The sequence below is a fragment of the Streptomyces sp. NPDC096324 genome, from assembly GCF_044763015.1.
GTDB lineage: Bacteria > Actinomycetota > Actinomycetes > Streptomycetales > Streptomycetaceae > Streptomyces.
On sequence record NZ_JBIWFK010000002.1, the window covers coordinates 524,333 to 546,506 of the forward strand.

At 71.4% G+C, this 22,174-nt stretch carries 19 protein-coding genes; 12 read left to right on the forward strand and 7 right to left on the reverse strand.

Going from position 1 to position 22,174, the window contains the following annotated elements; all coding sequences use genetic code 11:
- Window positions 1-5 precede the first annotated feature (5 nt).
- The 3 genes from ACIQ7M_RS05815 to ACIQ7M_RS05825 all read right to left on the reverse strand — a co-directional run bounded on the left by ACIQ7M_RS05815 (window position 6) and on the right by ACIQ7M_RS05825 (window position 3,837).
- Window positions 6-443 carry a roadblock/LC7 domain-containing protein gene (locus tag ACIQ7M_RS05815; protein WP_355770222.1) on the reverse strand — a complete coding sequence of 146 codons (438 nt, stop codon included), beginning with the start codon at window positions 441-443 and terminating at the stop codon, window positions 6-8.
- A complete protein-coding gene (locus ACIQ7M_RS05820; protein ID WP_403640123.1) occupies window positions 440-3,001 on the reverse strand; it encodes a nitrate- and nitrite sensing domain-containing protein in 2,562 nt (853 codons plus the stop codon). Before ACIQ7M_RS05820 ends, ACIQ7M_RS05815 begins: the two co-directional genes overlap by 4 nt.
- 62 nt (window positions 3,002-3,063) lie before the next feature.
- The gene (locus ACIQ7M_RS05825) at window positions 3,064-3,837 is read right to left on the reverse strand and encodes an MHYT domain-containing protein (protein WP_403640125.1); all 774 of its coding nucleotides are present in this window, start codon (window positions 3,835-3,837) and stop codon (window positions 3,064-3,066) included.
- Between the two features lie 152 nt (window positions 3,838-3,989).
- Between ACIQ7M_RS05825 and ACIQ7M_RS05830 the strand changes: the two genes are divergently transcribed.
- Window positions 3,990-4,589 carry a class I SAM-dependent methyltransferase gene (locus tag ACIQ7M_RS05830; RefSeq protein WP_403640128.1) on the forward strand — a complete coding sequence of 200 codons (600 nt, stop codon included), beginning with the start codon at window positions 3,990-3,992 and terminating at the stop codon, window positions 4,587-4,589.
- Window positions 4,590-4,707: 118 nt separating this feature from the next.
- Here the strand turns inward: ACIQ7M_RS05830 and ACIQ7M_RS05835 are convergent, their stop codons facing one another.
- Window positions 4,708-5,466: an alpha/beta fold hydrolase gene (locus ACIQ7M_RS05835; protein ID WP_403640130.1), complete on the reverse strand. Its 759-nt coding sequence runs from the start codon at window positions 5,464-5,466 to the stop codon at window positions 4,708-4,710.
- 110 nt (window positions 5,467-5,576) lie between these two features.
- On the opposite strand from ACIQ7M_RS05835, the gene ACIQ7M_RS05840 reads away from it, so the two are divergent.
- The 3 genes from ACIQ7M_RS05840 to ACIQ7M_RS05850 all read left to right on the forward strand — a co-directional run bounded on the left by ACIQ7M_RS05840 (window position 5,577) and on the right by ACIQ7M_RS05850 (window position 7,557).
- Window positions 5,577-6,110, forward strand: coding sequence for a PadR family transcriptional regulator (locus tag ACIQ7M_RS05840; protein ID WP_355770245.1), 534 nt, complete (start codon window positions 5,577-5,579; stop codon window positions 6,108-6,110).
- A gap of 109 nt (window positions 6,111-6,219) precedes the next feature.
- Entirely contained in the window at window positions 6,220-6,537 is a 318-nt protein-coding gene (locus ACIQ7M_RS05845; protein ID WP_355770210.1) for a hypothetical protein, read from the forward strand.
- 135 nt (window positions 6,538-6,672) lie between these two features.
- Entirely contained in the window at window positions 6,673-7,557 is an 885-nt protein-coding gene (locus ACIQ7M_RS05850; protein WP_403640133.1) for a hypothetical protein, read from the forward strand.
- A 138-nt stretch (window positions 7,558-7,695) separates the two neighbouring features.
- On the opposite strand, the gene ACIQ7M_RS05855 is transcribed toward ACIQ7M_RS05850, so the two are convergent.
- Complete coding sequence (locus ACIQ7M_RS05855; RefSeq protein WP_103553378.1) at window positions 7,696-7,878, reverse strand: hypothetical protein; 183 nt, start codon at window positions 7,876-7,878, stop codon at window positions 7,696-7,698.
- A gap of 248 nt (window positions 7,879-8,126) precedes the next feature.
- Here ACIQ7M_RS05855 and ACIQ7M_RS05860 point away from each other — a divergent pair, with 248 nt between their 5' ends.
- Complete coding sequence (locus tag ACIQ7M_RS05860; protein ID WP_403640136.1) at window positions 8,127-9,470, forward strand: esterase-like activity of phytase family protein; 1,344 nt, start codon at window positions 8,127-8,129, stop codon at window positions 9,468-9,470.
- A gap of 66 nt (window positions 9,471-9,536) precedes the next feature.
- Here ACIQ7M_RS05860 and ACIQ7M_RS05865 read toward each other — a convergent pair whose 3' ends face one another.
- The gene (locus ACIQ7M_RS05865; protein WP_403640138.1) at window positions 9,537-10,139 is read right to left on the reverse strand and encodes a hypothetical protein; all 603 of its coding nucleotides are present in this window, start codon (window positions 10,137-10,139) and stop codon (window positions 9,537-9,539) included.
- A gap of 624 nt (window positions 10,140-10,763) precedes the next feature.
- Window positions 10,764-11,930: a xylose isomerase gene (gene xylA / locus ACIQ7M_RS05870; protein WP_386981313.1), complete on the reverse strand. Its 1,167-nt coding sequence runs from the start codon at window positions 11,928-11,930 to the stop codon at window positions 10,764-10,766.
- 216 nt (window positions 11,931-12,146) lie between these two features.
- Here xylA and xylB point away from each other — a divergent pair, with 216 nt between their 5' ends.
- The 7 genes from xylB (at window position 12,147) to ACIQ7M_RS05905 (ending at window position 21,726) form a co-directional block, all read left to right on the forward strand.
- A complete protein-coding gene (gene xylB / locus ACIQ7M_RS05875; protein WP_403640142.1) occupies window positions 12,147-13,592 on the forward strand; it encodes a xylulokinase in 1,446 nt (481 codons plus the stop codon).
- Window positions 13,593-13,779: 187 nt separating this feature from the next.
- A complete protein-coding gene (locus tag ACIQ7M_RS05880) occupies window positions 13,780-14,988 on the forward strand; it encodes an ROK family protein (protein WP_403640145.1) in 1,209 nt (402 codons plus the stop codon).
- Between the two features lie 292 nt (window positions 14,989-15,280).
- On the forward strand, window positions 15,281-16,765 hold the full coding sequence (locus tag ACIQ7M_RS05885) for an APC family permease (RefSeq protein ID WP_403640148.1): 1,485 nt from the start codon (window positions 15,281-15,283) through the stop codon (window positions 16,763-16,765).
- Complete coding sequence (locus ACIQ7M_RS05890; RefSeq protein ID WP_403640151.1) at window positions 16,762-17,775, forward strand: acetamidase/formamidase family protein; 1,014 nt, start codon at window positions 16,762-16,764, stop codon at window positions 17,773-17,775. The genes ACIQ7M_RS05885 and ACIQ7M_RS05890 overlap by 4 nt, the downstream gene beginning before the upstream one ends.
- 127 nt (window positions 17,776-17,902) lie before the next feature.
- Window positions 17,903-18,505, forward strand: coding sequence for an N-acetylmuramoyl-L-alanine amidase (locus ACIQ7M_RS05895; RefSeq protein WP_403640154.1), 603 nt, complete (start codon window positions 17,903-17,905; stop codon window positions 18,503-18,505).
- Between the two features lie 109 nt (window positions 18,506-18,614).
- On the forward strand, window positions 18,615-19,952 hold the full coding sequence (locus ACIQ7M_RS05900; protein WP_403640157.1) for a GAF domain-containing protein: 1,338 nt from the start codon (window positions 18,615-18,617) through the stop codon (window positions 19,950-19,952).
- Window positions 19,953-20,202: 250 nt separating this feature from the next.
- The gene (locus ACIQ7M_RS05905) at window positions 20,203-21,726 is read left to right on the forward strand and encodes an aldehyde dehydrogenase family protein (RefSeq protein ID WP_403640160.1); all 1,524 of its coding nucleotides are present in this window, start codon (window positions 20,203-20,205) and stop codon (window positions 21,724-21,726) included.
- The last annotated feature ends 448 nt before the right edge of the window (window positions 21,727-22,174 follow it).

Sequence of the window (22,174 nt, forward strand, 5' to 3'; positions counted from 1 at the left end):
CTCGGTCATCCTGCCGCGGGCGGCTGTGCGCCGACCCGGGGCGGGGCGTGGAGATGCTCGCCGACACGCTTGACCAGGAGCGCCATCTCGTACGCCACGAGGCCGATGTCGGCGGTGACCGTGGTCAGGACGGCGAGGCACGAGCCGTCCCCCGCGGCGGCCACGAACAGGAAGCCCTCGTCCATCTCGACCATCGTCTGACGCACCCCGCCCGCGCCGAAGTGGCGGCCCGCTCCCTTGGCCAGACTGTGGAATCCGGAGGCGACGGCCGCGAGGTGTTCGGCGTCCTCGCGCCGCAGGGCGGTGGACGAGCCCACCGCCAGTCCGTCGTTCGACAGCACCACGGCATGCCGTACTTCGGTCACGCGCACCACCATGTCGTCCAGCAGCCAGTCGAGTTCACCGGACCGCTGAACGCTGTCCGTGCTCGGGTCTTGGATCATGAGGGGTCTCCTTCGCTGCTGTCAGTGCCCCTTGCGGGGCCGGGAGTTGCGCCGACGCCGGGTGACCCGCCGCCGCCCCGTGCCCAGCCGGCCCGGTACGCGGTCATGCGGGCCCGCACGAGTTCGGGTGTGCGCTCGTCGCCCGACGGGGACACCGGGGGTTCCGCCGGCTCGTCGGAACGTCGTTCGAGCAGTTGGGGGGCGAGGTTCGCCCGGCGCACCCTGCGTGGAAGTCCGCCGGAATCTCCGGAGTCCTCCTCGGGACGTCGTGGACGGAGGAGCGCGACGTCCGAAGGAGCGGTCTTCTTCGTGCCGATCGCCGGGGGCGGTGCCCCCGGCGATCCATTCGTCCGCTCCTCGGCGGCTCTCGGTCGCGGGGGGACCAGTGCGGGCCGCTCGGTGACGGCCTCGACGGCGTCGGGTTCCGGAGCCACCGGCACGCGCGCGTACTCCCTTTCCGGCGTCGGCCCGTCCGTGCCGGCCTCACGGAGGGAACGTTCCATCGGACCGTCCTGCAGGAGTGCCGTGGGCAGCAGCACGACCGCGGTCGTCCCTCCGTAGGGAGAGGCCTGCAGGTGCACCTGGATGCCGTGCCGGGCCGAGAGCCGGCTGACCACGAAGAGTCCCAGCCGGTCGCTGTCGTGCAGGTCGAGGGCCTCGGACCGCTCGATACGGAGGTTGGCCTCCGCGATCCGGTCCTTGCCCATGCCCAGTCCCCGGTCCTCGATCTCGATCGCGTAGCCGTTCGCGACCGGTTCGCCGGTGATCCGCACGCGTGTGTGCGGGGGCGAGAACTGAGCGGCGTTCTCGACGAGTTCCGCAAGCAGATGGGTGAGGTCGGCGACCGCTCCGCCGACGACGGCCGCCTCGGGGAGCTGCCGTACCTCCACGCGCGCGTAGTCCTCGACCTCGGAGACCGCCGCCCGGACCACGTTCGTGAGCGAGACGGGCCTTCGCCACGCCCGTCCGGGCGCGGCTCCGGAAAGGATGATGAGGCTCTCCGCGTGCCGCCGCATCCGCGTGGTGAGGTGGTCGAGGCGGAACAGGTCGCCGAGCTCGTCAGGGTCCTCGGACCTGCGCTCCATGGCGTCCAGGAGGTTCAGCTGGCGATGCACGAGGACCTGGCTGCGCCGGGCCAGGTTGACGAACACCCCGGAGATGCCTCCCGCCAGCTCGGCGCGTTCGACCGCGGCACTCAGAGCGGCCCTGTGCACGGTGTTCAGCGCCTGGGCGACCTGTCCGGTCTCGTCCTCGGAAGGCCGTCCCGGCGGTGCCTCGTCGTCGACGTCCACCGGCTCGCCCGCGCGCAGCCTGCGCATGGCTTCGGGGAGCTTCCGGCGGGCGATGTCCAGAGCGCCGTCGCGCAGCCCCACCAGTTCGACGACGAGGTCGCGTCCGATGCGTACGGAGATGATCAGCGAGGCGATTACCGCGGCCAGGCCGAAGAGGACAGCGGCGCCGGCGGGGGTGAGCAGGGCATGCCCGAGCGGGTCGGTCGCGTCGTCCGCGGACACGCGACCCGCGTCGGCCTCGACCGTACGCATTCCGTCGCCGACACGCTCGTGAGCGATGCTCCAGGCGGCCTCCGGCGCGGCGTCGAGTGCCTTGGGCCCGGGGCGCGAGAGGAGCACCTTGTCCTCGACGGCACGCACGTCGCCGTACGCGCTCCCTTCCACGAGATCGTTCCAGGCGGTCCGTTCGGGCCCGTCGAGGTCGGGTGTCGCGGCGTCCGTGAGGGTGCGGCGCGTGTCCACGGCGCCCGTGAACAGTCGTAGCCGCTCGCCGTCGAGGGTCCCGGCCAGCCGGGCCCCGCCGAGCACGGCGTCCTCCTGGGCGAGGGCCTCCCCCGCCCGGGAGAATTCGAGGAGGACACGTGCGTCCGTGCGCATGGCCGTGCCGGAGATGCCGGTGAGCGCGCCTTCGACGCCGAACGCCGTCGCAATGGTTCTCGTGTACTCGCCGTACGCCTCCTCCCATCCGGTACGGCGCTCCCGTACACCGGTGCGCAGCGACTTCAGTCGCTCCGCGTCGGCGACGAATGCGGCGAGCCGCCCGGTGACTCCGTCGGGCAGGTCCGCGCCGTCGGCGACGGTGTTGTGGTCTCCCAGGCGGAGCTTCGCCACGGCGCGGTCGGTGAGTCGGGAGAGGTCCTCGAATTCGCCCGGCGACACGGCGGCGGGGTCGGTCGCGCAGCGGACGGCCTCGGCGCGTTCGGCCTGGAGCGCGGCGACGGCGGCGTCGACAGGGGCGCGGACCGTGGAGTCCACGCGCTGCGACTGCCGCAGCCGTGCGACGTCCTGCGCCGTGCTCACGGTGGCGTAGGCCCACAGAGCGAGCAAGGAGACGATGGGCACCATCAGCAGGCTGACGATCTTGGCCCGGACGGTTCGGGGCCGGATGCCCCACCGCCCCGCGCGCGTGGGCCCTTCGGGCGAAGGTCCGGCGAGGAGGTCACCGATGTCCCCCTCGTCCGCCGGTGGGCCCGCGTGCGCGCGACGGCCGCGCCGCGGGGGCGACGGCTGGGCGCCGGCTGTGGTGGTCCTGCGGGGTGTACGCATGGCCTCCTCGATCGGAGAGGGTCGGGGTGTGCCGTCCGGGCCGCGCGGCTGCGGTACCGGTGTCAGCGGGCGACGCCCTCGACCGGCCGCCGGGCCGTCGCGGACGCTTCGGCTCGGCCGGACATCGGGGACAGCGCGACGAAGGCCGCTGTCAGGAAGAGGTAGGAACCGAGGCCGACGGCGAGAGGGAAGATGAACTGCATCGCCGTGGCGCCCGACAGCGCGTCGCTCGACGGGCTGACGCGTACGTTCACGGCCATCATTCCGGTGTAGTGCATGCTGCTCACCGCACCGCCCATGACGAGGGAGGCGATGGCGACGGCCACGGGAGACCTGATGGAGAGCGCGGCCCACAGGGCGGCGGTCGCCGCGATCACGCCGATCACGACGGAGAGGGCGACGAGCGCCGGGTCGTAGCGCATCCGGCCGTGCAGCCTCAGCGCCGCCATCCCCAGATAGTGCATGCTCGCGATACCGAACCCGGCGGTGAGGCCGCCGAGGACGAGTGCGCGGCGCCGGTCACGGCCGTAGGCCACGGCGAAGAGGCCCGCGCCGACGACGGTCATCGCGATCAGCAGGCTGAAGATCGTCAGAGGCACGTTGTAGCGGATCTCCGTGCCGGTGACTCCGAAGCCCAGCATCGCCACGAAGTGCATCGTCCAGATGCCCGTACCGAGCGCGGAGGCCGCCGTGAGCAGCCAGTTGCGGCGCGACCGGCCGGTGGCGTCGAGTCCGCGGACCGTGCACCGCAGCCCCAGTGCGGACCCGGTGCAGGCCATTGCGTACGACAGTACGGGGGTCAGCCAGCCGAAGGCGGCGTGGTCCAGGTGTCCCATGGCCCCGGGACGCTAGTCCGCACTGGGGCGCACAACGGGGGCGCGTTTCGAAAGCTGCTGCAAAGTGGCGAAGCGGTGCGCCCGAGCGATCGCCTGGGGCTCGAACGTGTGCACCGCGCCGTCCTTCATGTCGGTGAGAGATCATGCGGCACATGAGCGACGACCACACACACGTCCAGGAGTTCTTCGGTGCGCGTGCCGCCGGCTGGGACAGCCGTTTCCCCGATGACGGTCCCGCCTACGCTGACGCGGTGGCGCGCATGCGGCTCCGCGCGGGTGACCGCGTGCTCGACGCGGGCTGCGGCACAGGGCGTGCCCTGCCCCCGCTGCGAGCTGCCGTCGGCGGCACCGGGGTGGTCGTCGGAGCCGATCTGACTCCGGCCATGCTGGAGGCCGCCGTCCGGGCCGGACGGGACCGGGAGGGGCGGCTGCTGCTGGCCGATGTCACCGCGCTGCCGCTGCGTGACGAGTCGCTGGACGCGGTGTTCGCGGCCGGGCTCGTCGCGCACCTGCCGAACCCGGCCGCGAATATCGTGGAGTTGGCCCGGGTGGTACGGCCCGGTGGCACACTCGCTCTGTTCCACCCCATCGGCCGGGCCGCGCTCGCGGCCCGGCAGGGACGTCGGATCACTCCGGACGACCTGCGCGCGGAGCACAACCTGAGTCCCCTGCTGGCCGGTTCGGGCTGGGACATGACCTCGTACGTGGACGAGGACGCCCGCTTCCTCGCGCTGGCCGTGCGCCGGGGATGACCGCCCGCCTTCGCCAGGGACGGCCTCGGCCCGTCGCCGGTGATGACCGTCCGCCTTCGCCGGGGGTGAGCGCCGGCCCGTCGCCGGGGTGAGCACCGGCGGATCCGGTGATCGACCGTCAGGCCGTGCCTGCGACGGCCGCCACGAACGCGTCGGGGTTGTCGAACATGATGTTGTGTCCGGCACCCTGCACGTTCACGACACGCACCCCTGCCGCTTCCAGGCCGTCGGCGTCCGGGAGTTCGCCACTGAGCTCGCCCTGAAGATACAGGCGCTCCACCGTCAGCTCCACGAGCATCTGACGCATCGTCGGAGTCGTGCCCCGGGCGAGTCCTGTCGCCGAGCGGTGCAGGGCGCGCGGATCGGCGAGGCGCATGGTCGCGGCCCACAGGTGGCCGACCTTCTCGAGCACGCGCGCGTGACCGCCGTTCTCGACGTAGTCGTCCTCCTCGTAGGAGGCGATGCCGCTGCTGCCCGCGGTGACCGGAGGCCGCGGATCGAGGTTGGCCTCCACGAGGACGAGCCGTGAGACGAGCTCGGGGCGGCGATGCGCGAGGACGACGGCCACCGAGCCGCCCATGCTGTGGGCGATGAGTTCGGCCCCGGTGACATGAGCGGCATCCAGGGCTGCCGCCAGAGCCGTGGCGTGGCCCTCCAAGGTGTAGCCGAAGCCGGTGGGCCGGTCGCTGATGCCGTGACCGGGCAGGTCGACGAACAGAGTGCGGCGGCCCGCCAGTTCGGGCCGGGCCGCGATGTGGGCGTTGTAGACCGTCGAGGCCGACCCCAGGCCGTGCACGTACACGCGCGCGGGGCCGTCGCCCGCCGCCTCCGTCCAGCGGATCATGCTCCCCCTGCCGTCGAACTCCGCCTGCCGCATAGCGCTCTCCCCCTGTCGCCGTTCCTTCGTTTTCCACAGCCCCAGGAGCATACATCGGTTCCGATGTATTGATGGAACGATGTACAGCGCCGATGCGACAGAATGAGGACATGCTGGAGTTGGCGATCCTCGGATTTCTGTACGACGCCCCGTTGCACGGCTATGAGCTGCGCAAGCGCATCACCGCGCTGACGGGGCACGTGAAGCCGGTTGCGGAGAGCACGCTGTACCCCGCGATCAAGCGGCTGGAGAACGCGCGGTTCCTGGAACGGGCCACGCAGCCCGGCTCCGTCGCCGCCCCTCGTCACGTCCTGACCCTCACCGAGGAGGGCGGACGCGAACTTCGCCGCAGGCTCGCGGAACCGGCGCGGCGGGACATCACCGACGAGAACCGCTGGTTCACGGTGCTCGCCTTCCTCCGACATCTGCCGGACCCCGAGGCACAGGCCTCCGTGCTGCGCCGCAGGCTGGCTTTCCTGGAGGAGCCCGCGAGCTTCTTCTACGACGGCGACCGGCCGCTTCGGGCCGAGGAGCTGGACGACCCCTTCCGGCGCGGCATCCTGACCATCGCGCGGGCGACCAGCCAGGCCGAGCTGGCCTGGCTGCGGACCACCCTCGGCTCACTCGACGCGGCGGGCCGCTGACACGAGCTCCGGTTTCACCGGGTCGCCCCTCTTCTGCCGCCGCAGCTCCATCTCTACGTTGGGTAGTGGCAACCGCACGATCAGCGATGACGCAGGGGATGGTGACCGGATGACCGGCATATTCGGCAGGCTCCGCTCGATCGGGCGCCGGACCGCGGCCGGGCGGCCCGAGAGGGGTGCGCGGGAGACGGCCGGCAAAGAGAGAAAGCGCACATACAACCTGTTCGAGGCGGCCGCGGTGTACGTGGCCGCATGCGCGGAGGACGACCAGGACCAGATCGACGAGGCAGCCGCCTGGGTGTCGCCCGAGGCCCTGTCGTTCGGGGTCAACGAGCTGGCCTGCCGGGCTGTTGTCGCCCTCGCCCGCGAACGCGACGAGTCGCCGCAGGCGGTCGCCCGCACCCTGCTCGGACTGCCCGCCGCCTGACCGGGCGGACCCGCGAGGGCGTTTCGCCCCTGTCCAGCCGGATAGCTGCAGCTCCGCACGGGTTTCGGGACCGTGACAAGCGCCTTCCCGTCGCTTAGGGTGCGCCGACAGATGGAGCGCTATCGGGAGGCTGGAATGGCCGGGACGGACGAAGACGCCGTCGCCACCGGGGACGACGACGCACTGTATGTGCTGACGGCGGTACTGCTGACGCCGGCGAAATTCCCCAGCGTGCTCGGTGACGACTACCCGGAGGCCTGCGCGACGCTCGACCTCGCGCCTCTCGCGGAGGGGTACGGCCTGGTCCTCGGCCAGGACGGGGAGGGCGCGCGCTGGACCGTCGTCATCGACGACGTCTCCCTGGTCGCCGTCGCCATCGCGTCCTGGGACTGCGGGATGGAACACGAGCTGTCGCCCGACGAGCGCACGGTCGTCGCCGCGCTGCCGGGCTGGCCGCTCGAGGTGGCGGTATCGGCCCCGGGGGTGCCGGCTCCGCACGATCCGTCGGCCGAGCTCTCGGAGCGGCCTCCGCTCAGCCCGCCGGACACCACCGAATGGGGACCTGCCCAGCGACGCCTCGGCGCCGACGAGATCGCGCTGCGGTGGGCCCAGTGGCGCGAGCAGATCAACGACAGCGAGTTCGCGCCGTCGGAGGGTGCCGACGGCGCCCCCGGCGACGCCGAGGACGCTCAGGAATCGCGAGACCCCCAGGGCGACGACGAGGATGAGGCCAAGGGCGGGAAGGGCGTGAACCGCGCCGGGATCCGCCGCGTTCTCGCCGAGGCCCGCTCGTACGTGGACACCCCGCCCCCGCTGGGACGTGTCCGCTCCTCCTTCGCCACCGGCGACGCCCGCACGCTCCGCGCCGACGGTCCCGGCTGGTCACTGGTCGCCAGGACCGACGACATCGCGTTCGTCCTGCTCGACGAGGAACCCGGCGAGGTTCTGCCCATCGGTCGCGGACCGGAGCTGCCCGGCCTCCTGGAGGCCCTGGACAAGATGGCGGTCCGCCCGAGCTGAGCGCGGTGTCCCGTGGAATCCCCGTGACACCGCTCGCGACCGGCCACCTCGCGCGTTCGTCACGTCAGCCCCTCCGCTCACCGTCCGCGGTGAGCGGAGGGACGCCCGACGGACGGATCACCGCCGGGCGGTCACTCCTCAGCGGCCGAGTTCCTTGCGGGTGACACGGCGCAGCCTGCGCCGCTGCGAGGGGTCCAGCGCCAGATACGCGGCCGCCGGAACTCCCAGCACGATCAGGAAGGCGGCCCACCAGGGCAGCCAGATCCACAGAATCAGGCCGACCGCCACACCTCCTGCGGCGATCTTCGCGTTCTTCGACATGTGTCGCCTCCTCCGCGGCTGCTGCCGCTCTCTGTCCTGAGAACGGGTCCCCGCGTCCCACGGTTCCGGACCGCGACCCTGATACGTCCCTGACCCGCGCCCCCTACTCAACCCTGAGACAGCCTTCGCGTCGACAGATGCGGACCCGATGACTGTCCGACGCGCGGTGTTCACCCTCACGTCGCAAACCGTTCGGCGCCAGGGCCAACTCTGGCCGCTGTCAACGAACTTGTGACTCAGGAGGCCTGATGTCCCCGCATGTCGCCGGCAAGCCGCGCATTCACCGATCCGTCGCCCTGGGCGTGCCGCTCGCCGTGCTGGCCGCCTTCGTGCTCGCCGGCACCGCGGACGCGAACTCCGGACCGGCGCAGCCGCGCGTGACGCGCACCGCGACCCTCGGGGACATCCCGCTCGGCTCGTTCAGCAACGCGCTGCTGCCCGGCACGGTGGACGACGACCGTGGTGTCGATCTCGGCGGCATCGGCAGCGACATCTACCCGACCGGGCGCAAGGGCGAGTTCTGGACGGTCACCGACCGGGGGCCCAACGGCCAGATCAAGGTCGACGGCACGAAGCGGCGGACGTTCCCGGTCCCGGGCTTCGACCCGGCGATCGTGAAGATCCGGGTGTCCGGCGACACCGTGAAGGTGATCGACTCGATTCCGATCACCACATCGTCCGGGAAGGCGGTCACCGGCCTGTCCAACCAGGCGGGGCGCGACGAGGCACCGTACTCCTACAACGCCCGGACCCCCCTCCCGTACAACGCGAACGGCCTGGACACCGAGGGCATCGTGCGGGCCGAGGACGGCACGTTCTGGCTCGTGGACGAGTACAGCCCGTCGCTGGTCCACGTCTCCGCGCGCGGGAGGGTCCTCACGCGCTACGTCCCCAAGGGCCTCGAGCTGACCGGCGCGGACTACCCGGTCGTCGAGGCGCTGCCCGCCGTCCTGCTGCACCGCAAGACCAACCGCGGTCTCGAAGGGCTGGCCCAGCTCCCCGGCGGTGATCTGGTGGTGGCGCTGCAGAGCCCCCTCTCACTGCCGGACGCGGACGCGGGCAACGCCTCGCGCACCACGCGGCTGCTGCGCTTCTCGCCCAGGAAGCGGGCCGTGACCGCCGAGTACGCGTACCGCTTCGACGCGGTGAACGTGGTCGACCCGAGCGAGGACGACACGTCCGAGCTGAAGATCTCCTCCCTGGTGGCCGTCGGCAGCGACCGGCTGCTCGTGGAGGAGCGCACGGACAAGGCGTCCCGCCTGCACTCGGTGCGGCTCACACGGAGCGCGAACATCCTCGGCGGACCGTACGACAGTGACACCACGTCGCCGTCGCTCGAGCAGCTGGACGACCCCGCCTCGGCCGGCGTTCCGGTGCTCTCGAAGCGCCTGGTCGTGGACCTGGGTACCGTTGCCGGGGTGCCCGGCAAGATCGAGGGCGTCGCGCGCCTGGACCACGACACCCTCGCCCTCATCAACGACAACGACTTCGGGATGACCGACGGAGCGGGTGCCTTCGACGCACAGGGGCGGCTCGTGGACAGCGGTGTCGAGACGACGGTCACCTACGTGCGACTGCCGCGCGGAATCTGATCCCGGAAATCCTTCGGCGCGGTACGCGTGCGTGGACGATGGACAACGGCCACGCACGCGTACCGCTCACTTCAGCGGCCCGGTGAGCTTGCGGGTGCCTTCGCCGACCTCCGCGGCCAGGCTGCACGCGACCTTGTCGATGCCGGTCGCGTAGCTCCCGGTGTCCGGGTACTGCACGAGTGTCTGGCTCACCGTGCCCGCCGCCTGGTTCGCCGCCTTTCGCTGCAGCGGAGCCTCGCACAGCGCGGACGCGGCCTTCTTGAGGGCCGACTCCGTCGTGTAGGTGCCGTTGAGCTCGGAGACGGTCACGACCTCGGCGTCGTGCGGCTGGGTGCACTTGCGCTTGGCGGCCTGTCCGGGCAGGGCGGCGTCCGTGTCGAAACAATCGCCCTTCCGGAGCAGGTAGTAGGGCACATCGTCGTCCGCGAGGGACGGGAAGAGGGATCGCAGGTCGCTGGGCACCAGCCCGGTGGGCAGGTCCGAGGGAAACGACGGCACGACAGTGGGCAGGCTCGAGGGGAGCGACGGAAATCCTGACGGGAGACTCAGCGAGGGGCTCGGCGACCGGCCGGTGCTCTCGGTGTTCCCGGCGGGGGACTTGTCGTCCTTGCCCCCTCCGCCCATGGCCGTCACCGCCACGGCGACGATGACGCCGACACCGACGATCACCGCGATGACGAGGAGCAGGCTGTTGCGACGCCGCCCTCCGCGGTGACCGCCGGGCCCGGACGGGGGTCCGGGCGGGGGTCCGGGCGGAGGTGGCGGGGGCCATCCACCGCCGCCGTACCCGGGAGGCAGGCTGCCTCCTCGTTCCGGCGAACCGTAGTCTCCGGAAGGAGGGCCATCGCCTCCCGGAGGTGGGCCGAAACCGTCCGGCGCAGGACCGTAACCACCGGACGGCGGAGGACCGTAACCACCCGATGGGGGCGGGCCGTAGCCGCCGGAGGCAGGAGGCCCGTAGCCGTCAGGGGAGGCCGGAGGGCCGTAGCCACCCGACGACGGTGGGCTGAAACCCTCCGATGACAGAGGCCCGTAGCTCCCCGAATGCGGGCTTTGGGCGTCGCCCCCAAGAGGGCGTGAGTCTCCCCGCGACCGCGGAGACTGAGACGGTTCGGGCGGCATGGCCATACCGCCAAGAGTCGCCTCGAACCCGGTCATCGCGCGACCCCCGTGCGGAAGTTGATACGGACTCATGCCATGGATCGCATGATTCCGGGAATTTCCGCACGAAGATCAGCCATCGAGGGGACGGACCCGCCGGAGGGCGGGTCCGTCCCCTCGGGAGCACTCCGGTCAGCCGCGCGCGCCCAGGAGGTGGTCCATCGCGAGCTGGTCGAGCTGCTCGAAGGCCATGCCACGCGCAGCCGCGGCCTCGACGTCGAAGTCCTCGAAGGCCGCACGGTCGGCGAGCAGACCCGCGAGGCCGTCCTCGGCGGTGGACTCCGCGAGCTCGTGCAGACGCGAGGCGCGCAGGGCCGCCTGGACCTCGGGGTCGGCCCGGAACGCGGCCGTGCGCTCGCGCAGGATCAGGTAGTTGCGCATGCAGCCCTCGGCCGAGGCCCAGACGCCGTCGAAGTCCTCGGTCCGCGGCGGCTTGAAGTCGAAGTGCTTCGGGCCCGCGTAACCGGCACTCTCCAGGAGGTCGACCAGCCAGAACGCGGACCGCAGGTCGCCCGCGCCGAACCGCAGGTCCTGGTCGTACTTGATGCCGGACTGGCCGTTGAGGTCGATGTGGAAGAGCTTGCCCGCCCACAGCGCCTGCGCGATGCCGTGCGTGAAGTTCAGTCCGGCCATCTGCTCGTGGCCGACCTCGGGGTTGACGCCGTACAGCTCCGGACGCTCGAGGCGCTCGATGAAGGCGAGGGCGTGGCCCACGGTGGGAAGCAGGATGTCGCCGCGGGGCTCGTTCGGCTTGGGCTCGATCGCGAACTTCAGGTCGTAGCCCTGCGAGGTCACGTACTCGCCGAGGAGGTCGAAGGCCTCCTTCATGCGGTCGAGGGCGACGCGTACGTCCTTGGCGGCGCCGGACTCGGCTCCCTCACGGCCGCCCCAGGCGACGTACGTCTCGGCGCCGAGCTCGACCGCCAGGTCGATGTTACGGACGGTCTTGCGCAGCGCGTAGCGGCGCACGTCACGGTCGTTCGCGGTGAACGCGCCGTCCTTGAAGACGGGGTGCGTGAACAGGTTGGTGGTCGCCATCGGCACCTTGAGGCCGGTGGCGTCCAGGGTCTGCCTGAACCGCTTGATGTGCGACTCGCGCTCACTGTCCGAGGACCCGAAGGGGATCAGGTCGTCGTCATGGAAGGTCACTCCGTAGGCGCCGAGCTCGGCCAGGCGCTGTACGGACTCGACCGGGTCCAGGGCGCGCCGGGTGGCGTCGCCGAACGGGTCCCTTCCCTGCCAGCCGACGGTCCACAAGCCGAAGGTGAACCTGTCCTCGGGGGTGGGCTGGTAGTTCATGCCGCGGCTCCTTGCTAGCTCCGACTATTTCGTCATGGCGGTTTACAAATTAGTATGCGGACGCATCTCTGGGAAGAGACGAAGTAGGAAACCTGGTCACATCGGTCCGGGGACGAACCGCGGGATCCAGGCCGTGGCGGTCCGGACACGCCTTTGACCAGCACAAATCCCGTGACCAGCACAGATCCCGCGGAGCCGCGGAAGAGGGAGAATCCGATGTCAGCAGCCGAGGGTCCGCTCGTCATCGGGGTGGACTCGTCCACCCAGTCCACCAAGGCGCTGGTCGTCGACGCGTCGACCGGACAGGTGGTGGCGAGCGGCCAGGCGCCGCACACCGTCTCCACCGGGGAGGGCCGCGAGAGCGACCCCCGTCAGTGGTGGGACGCGCTCTGTGAAGCGCTGCGCCAGTGCGGTGACGCGGCGCACGAGGCCGCCGCGGTGTCGATCGGCGGGCAGCAGCACGGGCTCGTGACGCTCGACGCCCACGGCGAGCCCGTGCGACCCGCACTGCTCTGGAACGACGTGCGCTCGGCGCCGCAGGCCCGTCGGCTGGTCGAGGCACTCGGCGGCCCGAAGGCCTGGGCCGAGCGGACCGGCAGCGTGCCGGGCGCCTCCTTCACGGCCACGAAGTGGGCCTGGCTGGCCGAGCACGAGCCCGAGGCCGTCCGGGCGACGGCGGCGGTCCGGCTGCCCCACGACTACCTCACCGAGCGGCTCACCGGGCAGGGCACGACCGACCGCGGCGACGCCTCGGGCACCGGGTGGTGGAGCTCCGGGAGCGAGGCGTACGACGAGGAGGTCCTCGCGCACATCGGACTCGACCCCGCCCTGCTCCCCCGCGTCGCCCGGCCGGGCGAGGTGGCCGGGACCGTGCACGCCAGGGGTGAGCTGCCGTTCTCCAGGGGCACCCTGGTCGCGGCCGGGACCGGTGACAACGCTGCGGCCGCGCTCGGCCTCGGGCTGCGCCCCGGCACGCCGGTGGTCAGCCTCGGCACCTCGGGGACCGTGTACGCCGTCTCGACGCACCGCCCGGCCGACCCGACCGGCACGGTGGCGGGGTTCGCCGACGCGCGGGGCGACTGGCTCCCGCTGGCCTGCACACTGAACTGCACGCTGGCCGTAGACCGGTTCGCCGCGCTGCTCGGACTCGACCGGGAGGCGGTCGAGCCCGGATCCTCGGTGACGTTCCTCCCGTATCTGGACGGCGAGCGCACACCGAACCTGCCGCACGCTTCGGGACTGCTGCACGGACTCAGGCACGACACGTCGGGCGGACAGCTCCTCCAGGCCGCGTACGACGGCGCCGTGCACGCGCTGCTGGGCGCCCTCGACCTGGTACTGGACGCGGACGCCGACCGTTCGGCGCCGTTGCTCCTGATCGGCGGCGGGGCCCGGGGCAAGGCCTGGCAGCAGACCGTACGCCGCCTCTCGGGTCGGCCCGTGCAGGTGCCCGAGGCCAGGGAACTGGTCGCGCTCGGCGCCGCCGCTCAGGCGGCCGGCCTGCTGACGGGCGAGGACCCGGCGGCGGTGGCGCGGCGCTGGGACACCGCCCGCGGGCCGGTGTTCGAGGCCATCGAGCGGGACGAGGAGACGCTCGCGCGGATCACCGGGGTACTCTCCGACGCGGCCCCGCTGCTCGAACGGGAGCCGACCAGGAACTGACCAGGATCAGGCGTGCCGCCCCGGCGTGACCGGCTCCCGGCCTGGCATCCCTCCCGCGTGAGCGGTGCCGGCCGGGACCGCCCGGTCGCCCCGGACGACGCGGGACCGCCGGACGACACGGGCCTGCCGGACGGGGACCCGCACCGAGACAGGCCGCCGGGACGGCCGGACGAGGACTGACGGAAGCATGACCGCACCGCTGCACGAGGCCCATCCGACCGGTCCCGGCCGGCGACTGCCCGACACCCAGCAGGGCATGCGCCGCCGCAACCTCGCCCGGGTGATGCACACCGTCGGCGACGAGGGACCGTTGTCGCGTGCCGCCGTCGCCTCACACATCGGTCTGACCCGGGCGGCCGTCTCCACCCTGGTGGACGAACTGATCCGCACGGGGCTGCTCGAAGAACTGGGGCCCGAGCGTCCCGGCACAGTGGGACGTCCGGGCTCGGCGCTCGCGGTCAGCGGACACGGCCCCGCCGGGATCGGCGCGGAGGTGGGCGTCGACCATCTCGCGGTGTGCGCGGTCGATCTCCGCGGCGCCGTGCGGGCCCGTGCCGTGCGGCACGGCACGAACCGCGGCCGGGCGGCCGGGCCTGTGATCCAGGAACTGACGGCGCTGATACGTCAGGTCGTCGCCGAAGCCGACCGGGAAGGGCTGTGGCCCGCCGGCCTCGCCGTCGCCGTCCCCGGACTCGTGGCCCGTGACGCCCGGACCGTGGTCCGGGCGCCGAACCTCGACTGGCACGACACGGACCTCGGTGCGCTGCTGCCCGCCGAGTGGCCCTTGGCCGTGGGCAACGAGGCGAACTTCGGCGCGCTCGCGGAGCTCTGGCTCGGCGAGGCGACCCCGCGTGACTTCCTGCACGTGTCCGCGGAGATCGGCATCGGTGCCGCGGTGCTCGTGGACGGGCAGCTCCTGCGCGGGACCCGTGGTTTCGCGGGCGAATTGGGGCACGTACCGGTGCGCCCGGAGGGGCCGGAGTGCCCGTGCGGCGGACGCGGATGTCTCGAACAGTACGCGGGCGAGGAGGCCGTCCTGCGGGCCGCCGGTCTCGAACCGGGCGAGGACCGGGTCGGTCTGCTGTCCCGGCGTGCCGCCGACGGTGATCCGGACGTACGCCGTGCCCTGCGCGACGCCGGCACCGCGCTCGGCATCGCCCTGACCGGCGCGGTCAACCTGCTGGACCCGGAGACGGTGGTGCTGGGCGGGGCCCTCGCCGGGCTGGCGCCCTGGCTGCTCCCCTCGCTGGAGGACGAGTTGGCGCGGCGGACGGCGGGTCCCGCCTGTCCCGTGTCCGTTTCCCGTCTGGGGTCCGAGGGGCCACTGCTCGGTGCGGCGCATTCCGTGGTGCGTGCGGTGCTGGACGACCCGGCGGCGGTGGCGGGCCGATCGTAGGCGGAACACCACCGGATCGTTGGACGGGACACCGGCTTGTCGTCAGCGGATCCCCTGCGTCGGTCGTCGGGGCCGGTCGTCGGGGCCGGTCGTCGGGGCCGGCAGCCGGATGAGCACGGGCGCCGGCCGAGGGTCTCCCCCCTTACGGGTGATCGTGTTGTTCACATTCAACGGGTCGTCCACGGACTCGCGCCTGGCTCTTCCTGCCCAACCGGCAAGCGCCGTACCGTAATTCACGCGAGGCGCAGCCGTCATGCCGAGGGCTGTGTTCCGGTCGGATCGGGGGATTCTGATGTCGGAGGAGGCGGTTCCGGGTCTGCGGCGTGAGGCGATCGGCCTGCGCGAGGTCCTGTTCCAGAGCATCACCGCGATGGCGCTGGCTGCGGCGGTCGCCGCGTCCATCCCGTCGGGAGCCGCGTTCGCGGGCGGCAGTCTGCCGCTGTCCGTGCTGATCGCCCTGGTGGCCTGTCTGTTCACCGCGTCGTGCGTGGCCGAGCTGGCGCGCGAGATGCCCGCCGCGGGATCGGTGGCCACCTACACCGCGCAAGGGCTGCACCCGTCCGTCGGATTCCTCGTCGGCTGGGGCTATGTTTTCGTCGAAGCCCTGGTGCCGCCCCTGCTCCTGCTCCAGCTCGGGTTCACCACGGCCGGCACGCTGCACCAGGAATGGTCCTCGTACCCGGGCGACCTCTGGTGGCCCTGGTCGCTCACGGGTGCGGCGGTCATCGCCGCGGCCGGCTACCTGGGAGTACGCGCCTCGGCCCGCTTCGGAACCGTCCTCGGCGTCTTCGAGGTGCTGGTCTTCCTCGTCTTCGCGGTGTGGCTGATCGCCAAGGCCGGCGGCGACAACACGCTGTCGGTGTTCGGGACGTCCCACACGGCCAAGGGCTACGACGGGATCAGCGGCGTGTTCGCGGGATCGGTGTACACGGTGCTCGCCTTCGCCGGGTTCGAGGCGGCGGCCCCGCTGGCCGAGGAGACCAAGGACCCGCGCCGCACGATGCACCGGGCCGTCCTCGGCGCGGCGCTCTCCATCGGTCTCGTCTACGTCCTGACGACGTACGCCATGTCGGTGTACTTCGGCCCCGACCGGTTCTCGGGGTTCGGGGCCTCCGGCGCCGGCTCGTGGGAAGGGGTGGCTCGCGCTTCGTTCGGGCTGTTCTGGGTGCTCGTGTTCCTCGCGGTGGTCAACTCGACGATCGCCAACGCCAACGCGTGCGCCACCGTCTCCACGCGGACGGCCTTCGCGCTGGCTCGGATCCGGGTCTTTCCCGCGCTCTTCGCACGCGTGCATCCCGGACACCGCTCCCCCGTGGCCGGCGTGGCCGTGCAGTGCGCCGTGAGCGTCGCGGTCATGCTCGGTCTGGGCCTCGCGTACGACCCGGTGACCGCGTTCCTGCTCCTCGCGACCGTGATCGTCACCGTGGTGATCGGCGTGTACATCGTGGTCAACCTCGCCTGCGCGGGCTACTTCCTGCGCCGCAGACGAGAGTTGCTCAAACCGGTGCGGCACCTGGTGTTCCCGGTGCTCGGCATCATCGCCTTCGTTCCCGCCCTGCTCACGGCCGCAGGTCTGCCCGTCTTCGACTTCGTGACCGAACTGACCCCACCCGTGTCGTACGCCGGACCGGTCGTGGGTGCCTGGATGTCGGCCGGTGTCGTGATATTGATCTTCCTGCTGCGCCGCCACCCCGGGCGCATAGCCGAGACCGCCCGTGTCCACCTCGACGAGACCTCGACCACCGCCCCCTCGCAGAGCGGAGTTGTGCAGTCATGAGCGACCCCCGGATCCTGACCGTGCGCCCCACCCCGGACGAGTTCGCCTGGACGTTCGGCGGAGCACCCCCTGTGGCACGCATCGCGCCGGGCACGGTGCTCGATCTCTACACCGAGGACTGCTTCGCCGGACGGGTTCGCTCCGAGAAGGACCTGGTCTCCGAGGTGTGCGAGTTCCCGTTCCTCAATCCGCAGACCGGTCCCTTCCATGTCGAGGGAGCGGAGCCGGGTGACACGGTCGCGGTCCACTTCGTGTCGATCGAGCCGGCCCGTGACTGGGCGGCGTCGACGACCGTCCCCCTCTTCGGCGCCCTGACCTCCACACACACCACCGCGTCGCTTCAGCCACCGCTGCCGGAGACCGTGTGGATCTGGCAGCTCGACCGGGAGCGGCGGACCGCGCTGTTCAGCGCGCGGGACAGCGACATCCAGGTCGAACTGCCGATGGATCCCATGCACGGCACCGTGGGTGTGGCGCCCGCGAACCTGGAGGTGCGCTCCGCCCTGGTGCCCGACGCGCACGGCGGGAACATGGACACGCCGGAGATGCGCGCCGGAGTGACCTGCTACCTCGGGGTGAACGTCGAGGGCGCCCTGCTCAGCCTCGGCGACGGGCACGCCCGGCAGGGTGAGGGCGAGACCTGTGGAGTCGCGGTCGAATGCGCGATGAACACGATGGTGATCGTCGAGCTCCTCAAGGGAGTCGCCACCCCGTGGCCGCGTATCGAGTCCGACACCCACATCATCTCGACGGGCTCGGCACGCCCGTTGGAGGACGCCTTCCGGATATCGCAGCTCGACCTCGTGCAGTGGCTGATGCGCGACTACGGGTTCAGCGAGCTGGACGCCTACCAGTTCGCGACGCAGACGGTCGAGTCTCCCGTCGCGAACGTGTGCGACACCAACTACACGTGCGTCGCCAAGCTGCGCAAGGAATGGCTGCCCGCGCGGGAGACCCATCGCGGAATGCACGCCCGACTGCGGGAGACGGCCGCGGCGCTCCGGCCCTGATGCGCGCGCTCCACGCGCGACAGACGGCGCGCCGGCACGCCACCGCTTCCGGCACCCGCGTCGACCTGCCGGCTCCGGGCCGCGGAATCACGGCCCCCACCCCCCACCGACGAAAGGCCAACTCTCCATGGAACGAGCACGGCCGTTCCCCAGCCGGCGGCGGCTGCTCAAGGGCGCGGCCCTCGCGGCCCTCCCCTACGCGTTGCTCCCCGACGTCAAGGCGACGGCGCAGCCGGCGGCGGCCGTCGACTATCCGGACGCCGAGTGGAATCCGGCCATCAGCTCCAACTACACGGCTTCCGACCGCCCCTACAGCTATGACCTCGACTATGTGATCATCCACGTCACCCAGGCCACCTATGCCACGACCCTGTCCATTTTCCAGAATCCGCAGAAGAAGGTGTCCGCGCACTACCTCGTGCGCTCGGCCGACGGCCATGTCGCCCAGTGCGTGAGAGAGCGCGACGTCGCCTGGCACGCGGGCAACTGGGACTACAACACCAGAAGCATCGGTATCGAGCACGAGGGCTGGGTGGACCGGCCCGCCTACTTCACCGACGCGCTCTACGAGGAGTCCGCCAAGCTCACCGCCACGATCTGCGACCAGTACGGGATCCCCAAGGATCGCGCCCACATCCTCGGTCACTACGAGGTGCCGGGCACCGATCACACGGATCCCGGGCCGAACTGGGACTGGGTGCGCTACATCCGGCTCGTCAACTTCGCCTGACCAGGAGCGGCCTCGCGGCGGACCGCGCGGGACCGAGGGGGCACGCCGCGCGACACCGAGCGGAAGGAGAGCGTCACACGGGTTGTCCAAGCCCGCACCGGGAGTGACGATGGGACCCAGTCGCATCGCCTTCCTGGAGGCCGAGTTGACCGATCCTTGGGTGGCCCTGGAACCGGGCACCGATCCCGCCGAGCGGGTTCGGCTGATGCGCCGTGCGTACGAGTCGTTCACCGAGGCGGGCACGGTGCCGAGGCCGGTGCGTGCCGTGGTCGCCGAGTCGTGGCGGCGTTCGGCGCGGGCGGGTGTCGCTCCGGAGGGCACCGCGAGGGTGGAACTCACGGACGGGGAGCTCGGCTCCTACCGGGCGGAGCATCCGCTCGCGCGGGTGATGCCGCTGTTCCGGGAGCTCATGGGGACGTTCGCGGCCGACGGGGAGCATCTGCTCGCGGTGTGCGACGCGCAGGGCCGGCTGCTGTGGGTCGAGGGGCATCCGGGGACGCGGCGACAGGCCGGGCGGATGAACTTCGTGCCGGGCGCGCGGTGGTCGGAGGCCGCGGTCGGGACGAACGCGCCGGGTACGGCGGTCGCCGTCGACCGTCCGGTGCAGGTGTTCGCGGCCGAGCACTTCATCCGGCGTGTGCAGCCCTGGACCTGTGCGGCTGCACCCGTGCACGATCCGCGCACCGGGCGAGTGCTCGGCGCGGTGGACATCACCGGCGGGGACGGACTCGCGCATCCGCACAGCCTCGGCTTCGTACAGGCGGTGGCGCGGGCCGCCGAGACTCATCTGGCCCTGCTCGCACCGCCGCGGGCCCTGGCCGACTCCCTCGAGCTGACCGCCCTGGGGCGCGACGAGGCCCAACTGGTCACGGACGGAAGGAAGATCAGGCTCAGCCGCAGACACAGCGAGATCCTCGTGCTGCTGGCCCGGCATCCGGAGGGGCTGACCGGCGACGAGTTGCAGTGCGCCCTGTATGAGGACGAGTCGGTGACACCGGTGACCCTGCGGGCCGAGCTGGCGCGGCTGCGCAGGATCCTCGGTGCCGGGCTGCTGGGTTCGCGCCCCTACCGGCTCACCCGGCCGGTCGAGTCCGATGTGGCGGTGGTGGAGCGACGGCTCGGCAGCGGCGCGGTGACGGCGGCCGCCGCGGTCTACGCCGGGCCCCTGCTGCCGGGTTCGACGGCACCCGCGGTGACGCGGTTGCGGCGACGGCTCGCGGACGGGCTGCGTACGGCGATCATCGCCCGGCGGGACCCCGACCTGCTGGCCGACTGGGTCCGTGCACCCTGGGGCGAGGACGATCTCGACGTCTGGCGGGCGCTGTCGGCGTTGCGCCCGGCGGCGGCTGTCCACGCGCGCGTGGCGGAGCTGGAGTCCGAGCAGGCGGCACCGGCCGGTTGGGCACGCTCCGCGCGCGACGGCCGGATGCGACCGCGGTCGCACTGACGGGGCGGGCGGCCCGCCCGTGTGGCGGAACGGCACGAGGCGGGCGGCGGACCCATGTCCCGGTCTCGGACCCAGCCCAGGTCAAGGTCTCGGCCGCGGCCCCGGCTCCCGGCTCCCCGGCTCCCCGGCTCCCCGGCTCCCCGGCTCCCCGGCTCCCCGGCCCGCGCAACGTCGTTGCAACGTCCGGGTTTCTAGCCTCGCGGCGAGAGCTGCCCAACGGCGGGCAGCGCTTCTCCGGGAGGCAACCAGCATGACCCGTTACGCGGCGCCCGGCACCGAGGGCGCGATCGTCTCCTACCAGGCGCGTTACGACCACTTCATCGGCGGGGAGTACGTGGCGCCGGCTCGCGGACAGTACTTCGAGAACTCGAGCCCGTTGAACGGGCAGCCGTTCACCGAGGTCGCGCGAGGCACCGCCGAGGACGTGGAGCGCGCGCTGGACGCGGCCCACGCGGCGGCGCCCGCGTGGGGGCGCACCTCCGTGACCGCGCGAGCCGACATCCTGCTCAAGATCGCCGACCGGATGGAGGCGAACCTGGAGAAGCTGGCGGTCGCGGAGACCTGGGAGAACGGCAAGCCGGTCCGCGAGACGCTGGCGGCCGACATCCCGCTCGCGATCGACCACTTCCGCTATTTCGCGGGAGCGATCCGTGCTCAGGAAGGCGCGCTCAGCGAGGTCGACGACGACACCGTCGCGTACCACTTCCACGAGCCGCTGGGCGTGGTCGCGCAGATCATCCCGTGGAACTTCCCCATTCTGATGGCGGTGTGGAAGCTCGCTCCCGCATTGGCGGCGGGCAACGCGGTCGTCATCAAGCCCGCCGAGCAGACTCCGGCGTCCATCCACTACCTGATGAGCCTGATCGCGGACCTGATCCCGCCGGGCGTGGTGAACATCGTCAACGGTTTCGGCGTGGAGGCGGGCAAGCCGCTGGCGTCGAGCGCGCGGGTGGCGAAGGTCGCGTTCACGGGTGAGACCACCACGGGGCGGCTGATCATGCAGTACGCCTCGGAGAACATCAAGCCGGTGACGCTGGAGCTGGGCGGCAAGTCGCCGAACATCTTCTTCGACGACGTGTGGGCGCAGAACGACGACTTCCGCGACAAGGCGCTCGAAGGCTTCACGATGTTCGCGCTCAACCAGGGCGAGGTGTGCACGTGCCCCTCGCGCGCTCTCGTCCAGCGTGGCCACTACCGCGAGTTCATGGAGGCGGCGGTCGCCCGCACCGAGCTCATCAAGCCCGGCAACCCGCTCGACACGGACACGATGATCGGCGCGCAGGCGTCCAACGACCAGTTGGAGAAGATCCTCTCCTACCTGGACATCGGCCGGCAGGAGGGCGCCAAGGTACTCACCGGCGGTGAACGCATCGAACACGACGGTGAGTTGAAGGGCGGCTACTACGTCCAGCCGACGATCTTCGAGGGCGACAACCGGATGCGGATCTTCCAGGAGGAGATCTTCGGCCCGGTCGTCTCGGTGACGTCGTTCGACGATTTCGACGACGCCATCAAGATCGCGAACGACACGCTGTACGGGCTCGGTGCCGGCGTGTGGACACGGGACATCAACACCGCCTACCGGGCGGGCCGTTCCATCCAGGCCGGCCGCGTCTGGACGAACTGCTACCACGCGTATCCGGCACATGCCGCTTTCGGCGGATACAAGCAGTCCGGCATCGGACGCGAGAACCACAAGATGATGCTGGAGCACTACCAGCAGACGAAGAATCTTCTGGTGTCCTACTCGCCGAAGAAGCTCGGCTTCTTCTAGAGCTGCAAGTCGGTTGCCTGGAGGCTTCGTCGGCCTCCGGGCAACCCGACATGGGAGCCGCTCTCCGTGACCAACCCGATGCCTCGCGCCGCTGTCCGAGCTCCAAGTGAATCCGTCCCGGCCCAGTCACGGACCGAACGGCGTCCCTGTGGGACCACGTCCGACGGGCGGGTCCGGCACAGCCGCAGGTCTACCGAGTGAGCTTCCCCATTCGCTATCGACACCTCACGGCACCCGCTGAGGTGAACCGCTCCGAGTTTGACCTAGGTATTGACTGCTCGGCCGACTGACCGGTGCAGGGTCAACCCCCCTGCCACGCCCGACCAAATGCAGGTGATACGCATACCCGGATCGGATCGCCCGCTGTTCGCCGTCGGCTTGTGCACATGTAACACGTGGTATCGGGGGACAGGCGTCATGGGGGACCCGGGCAAGGATTCTGAGTCGA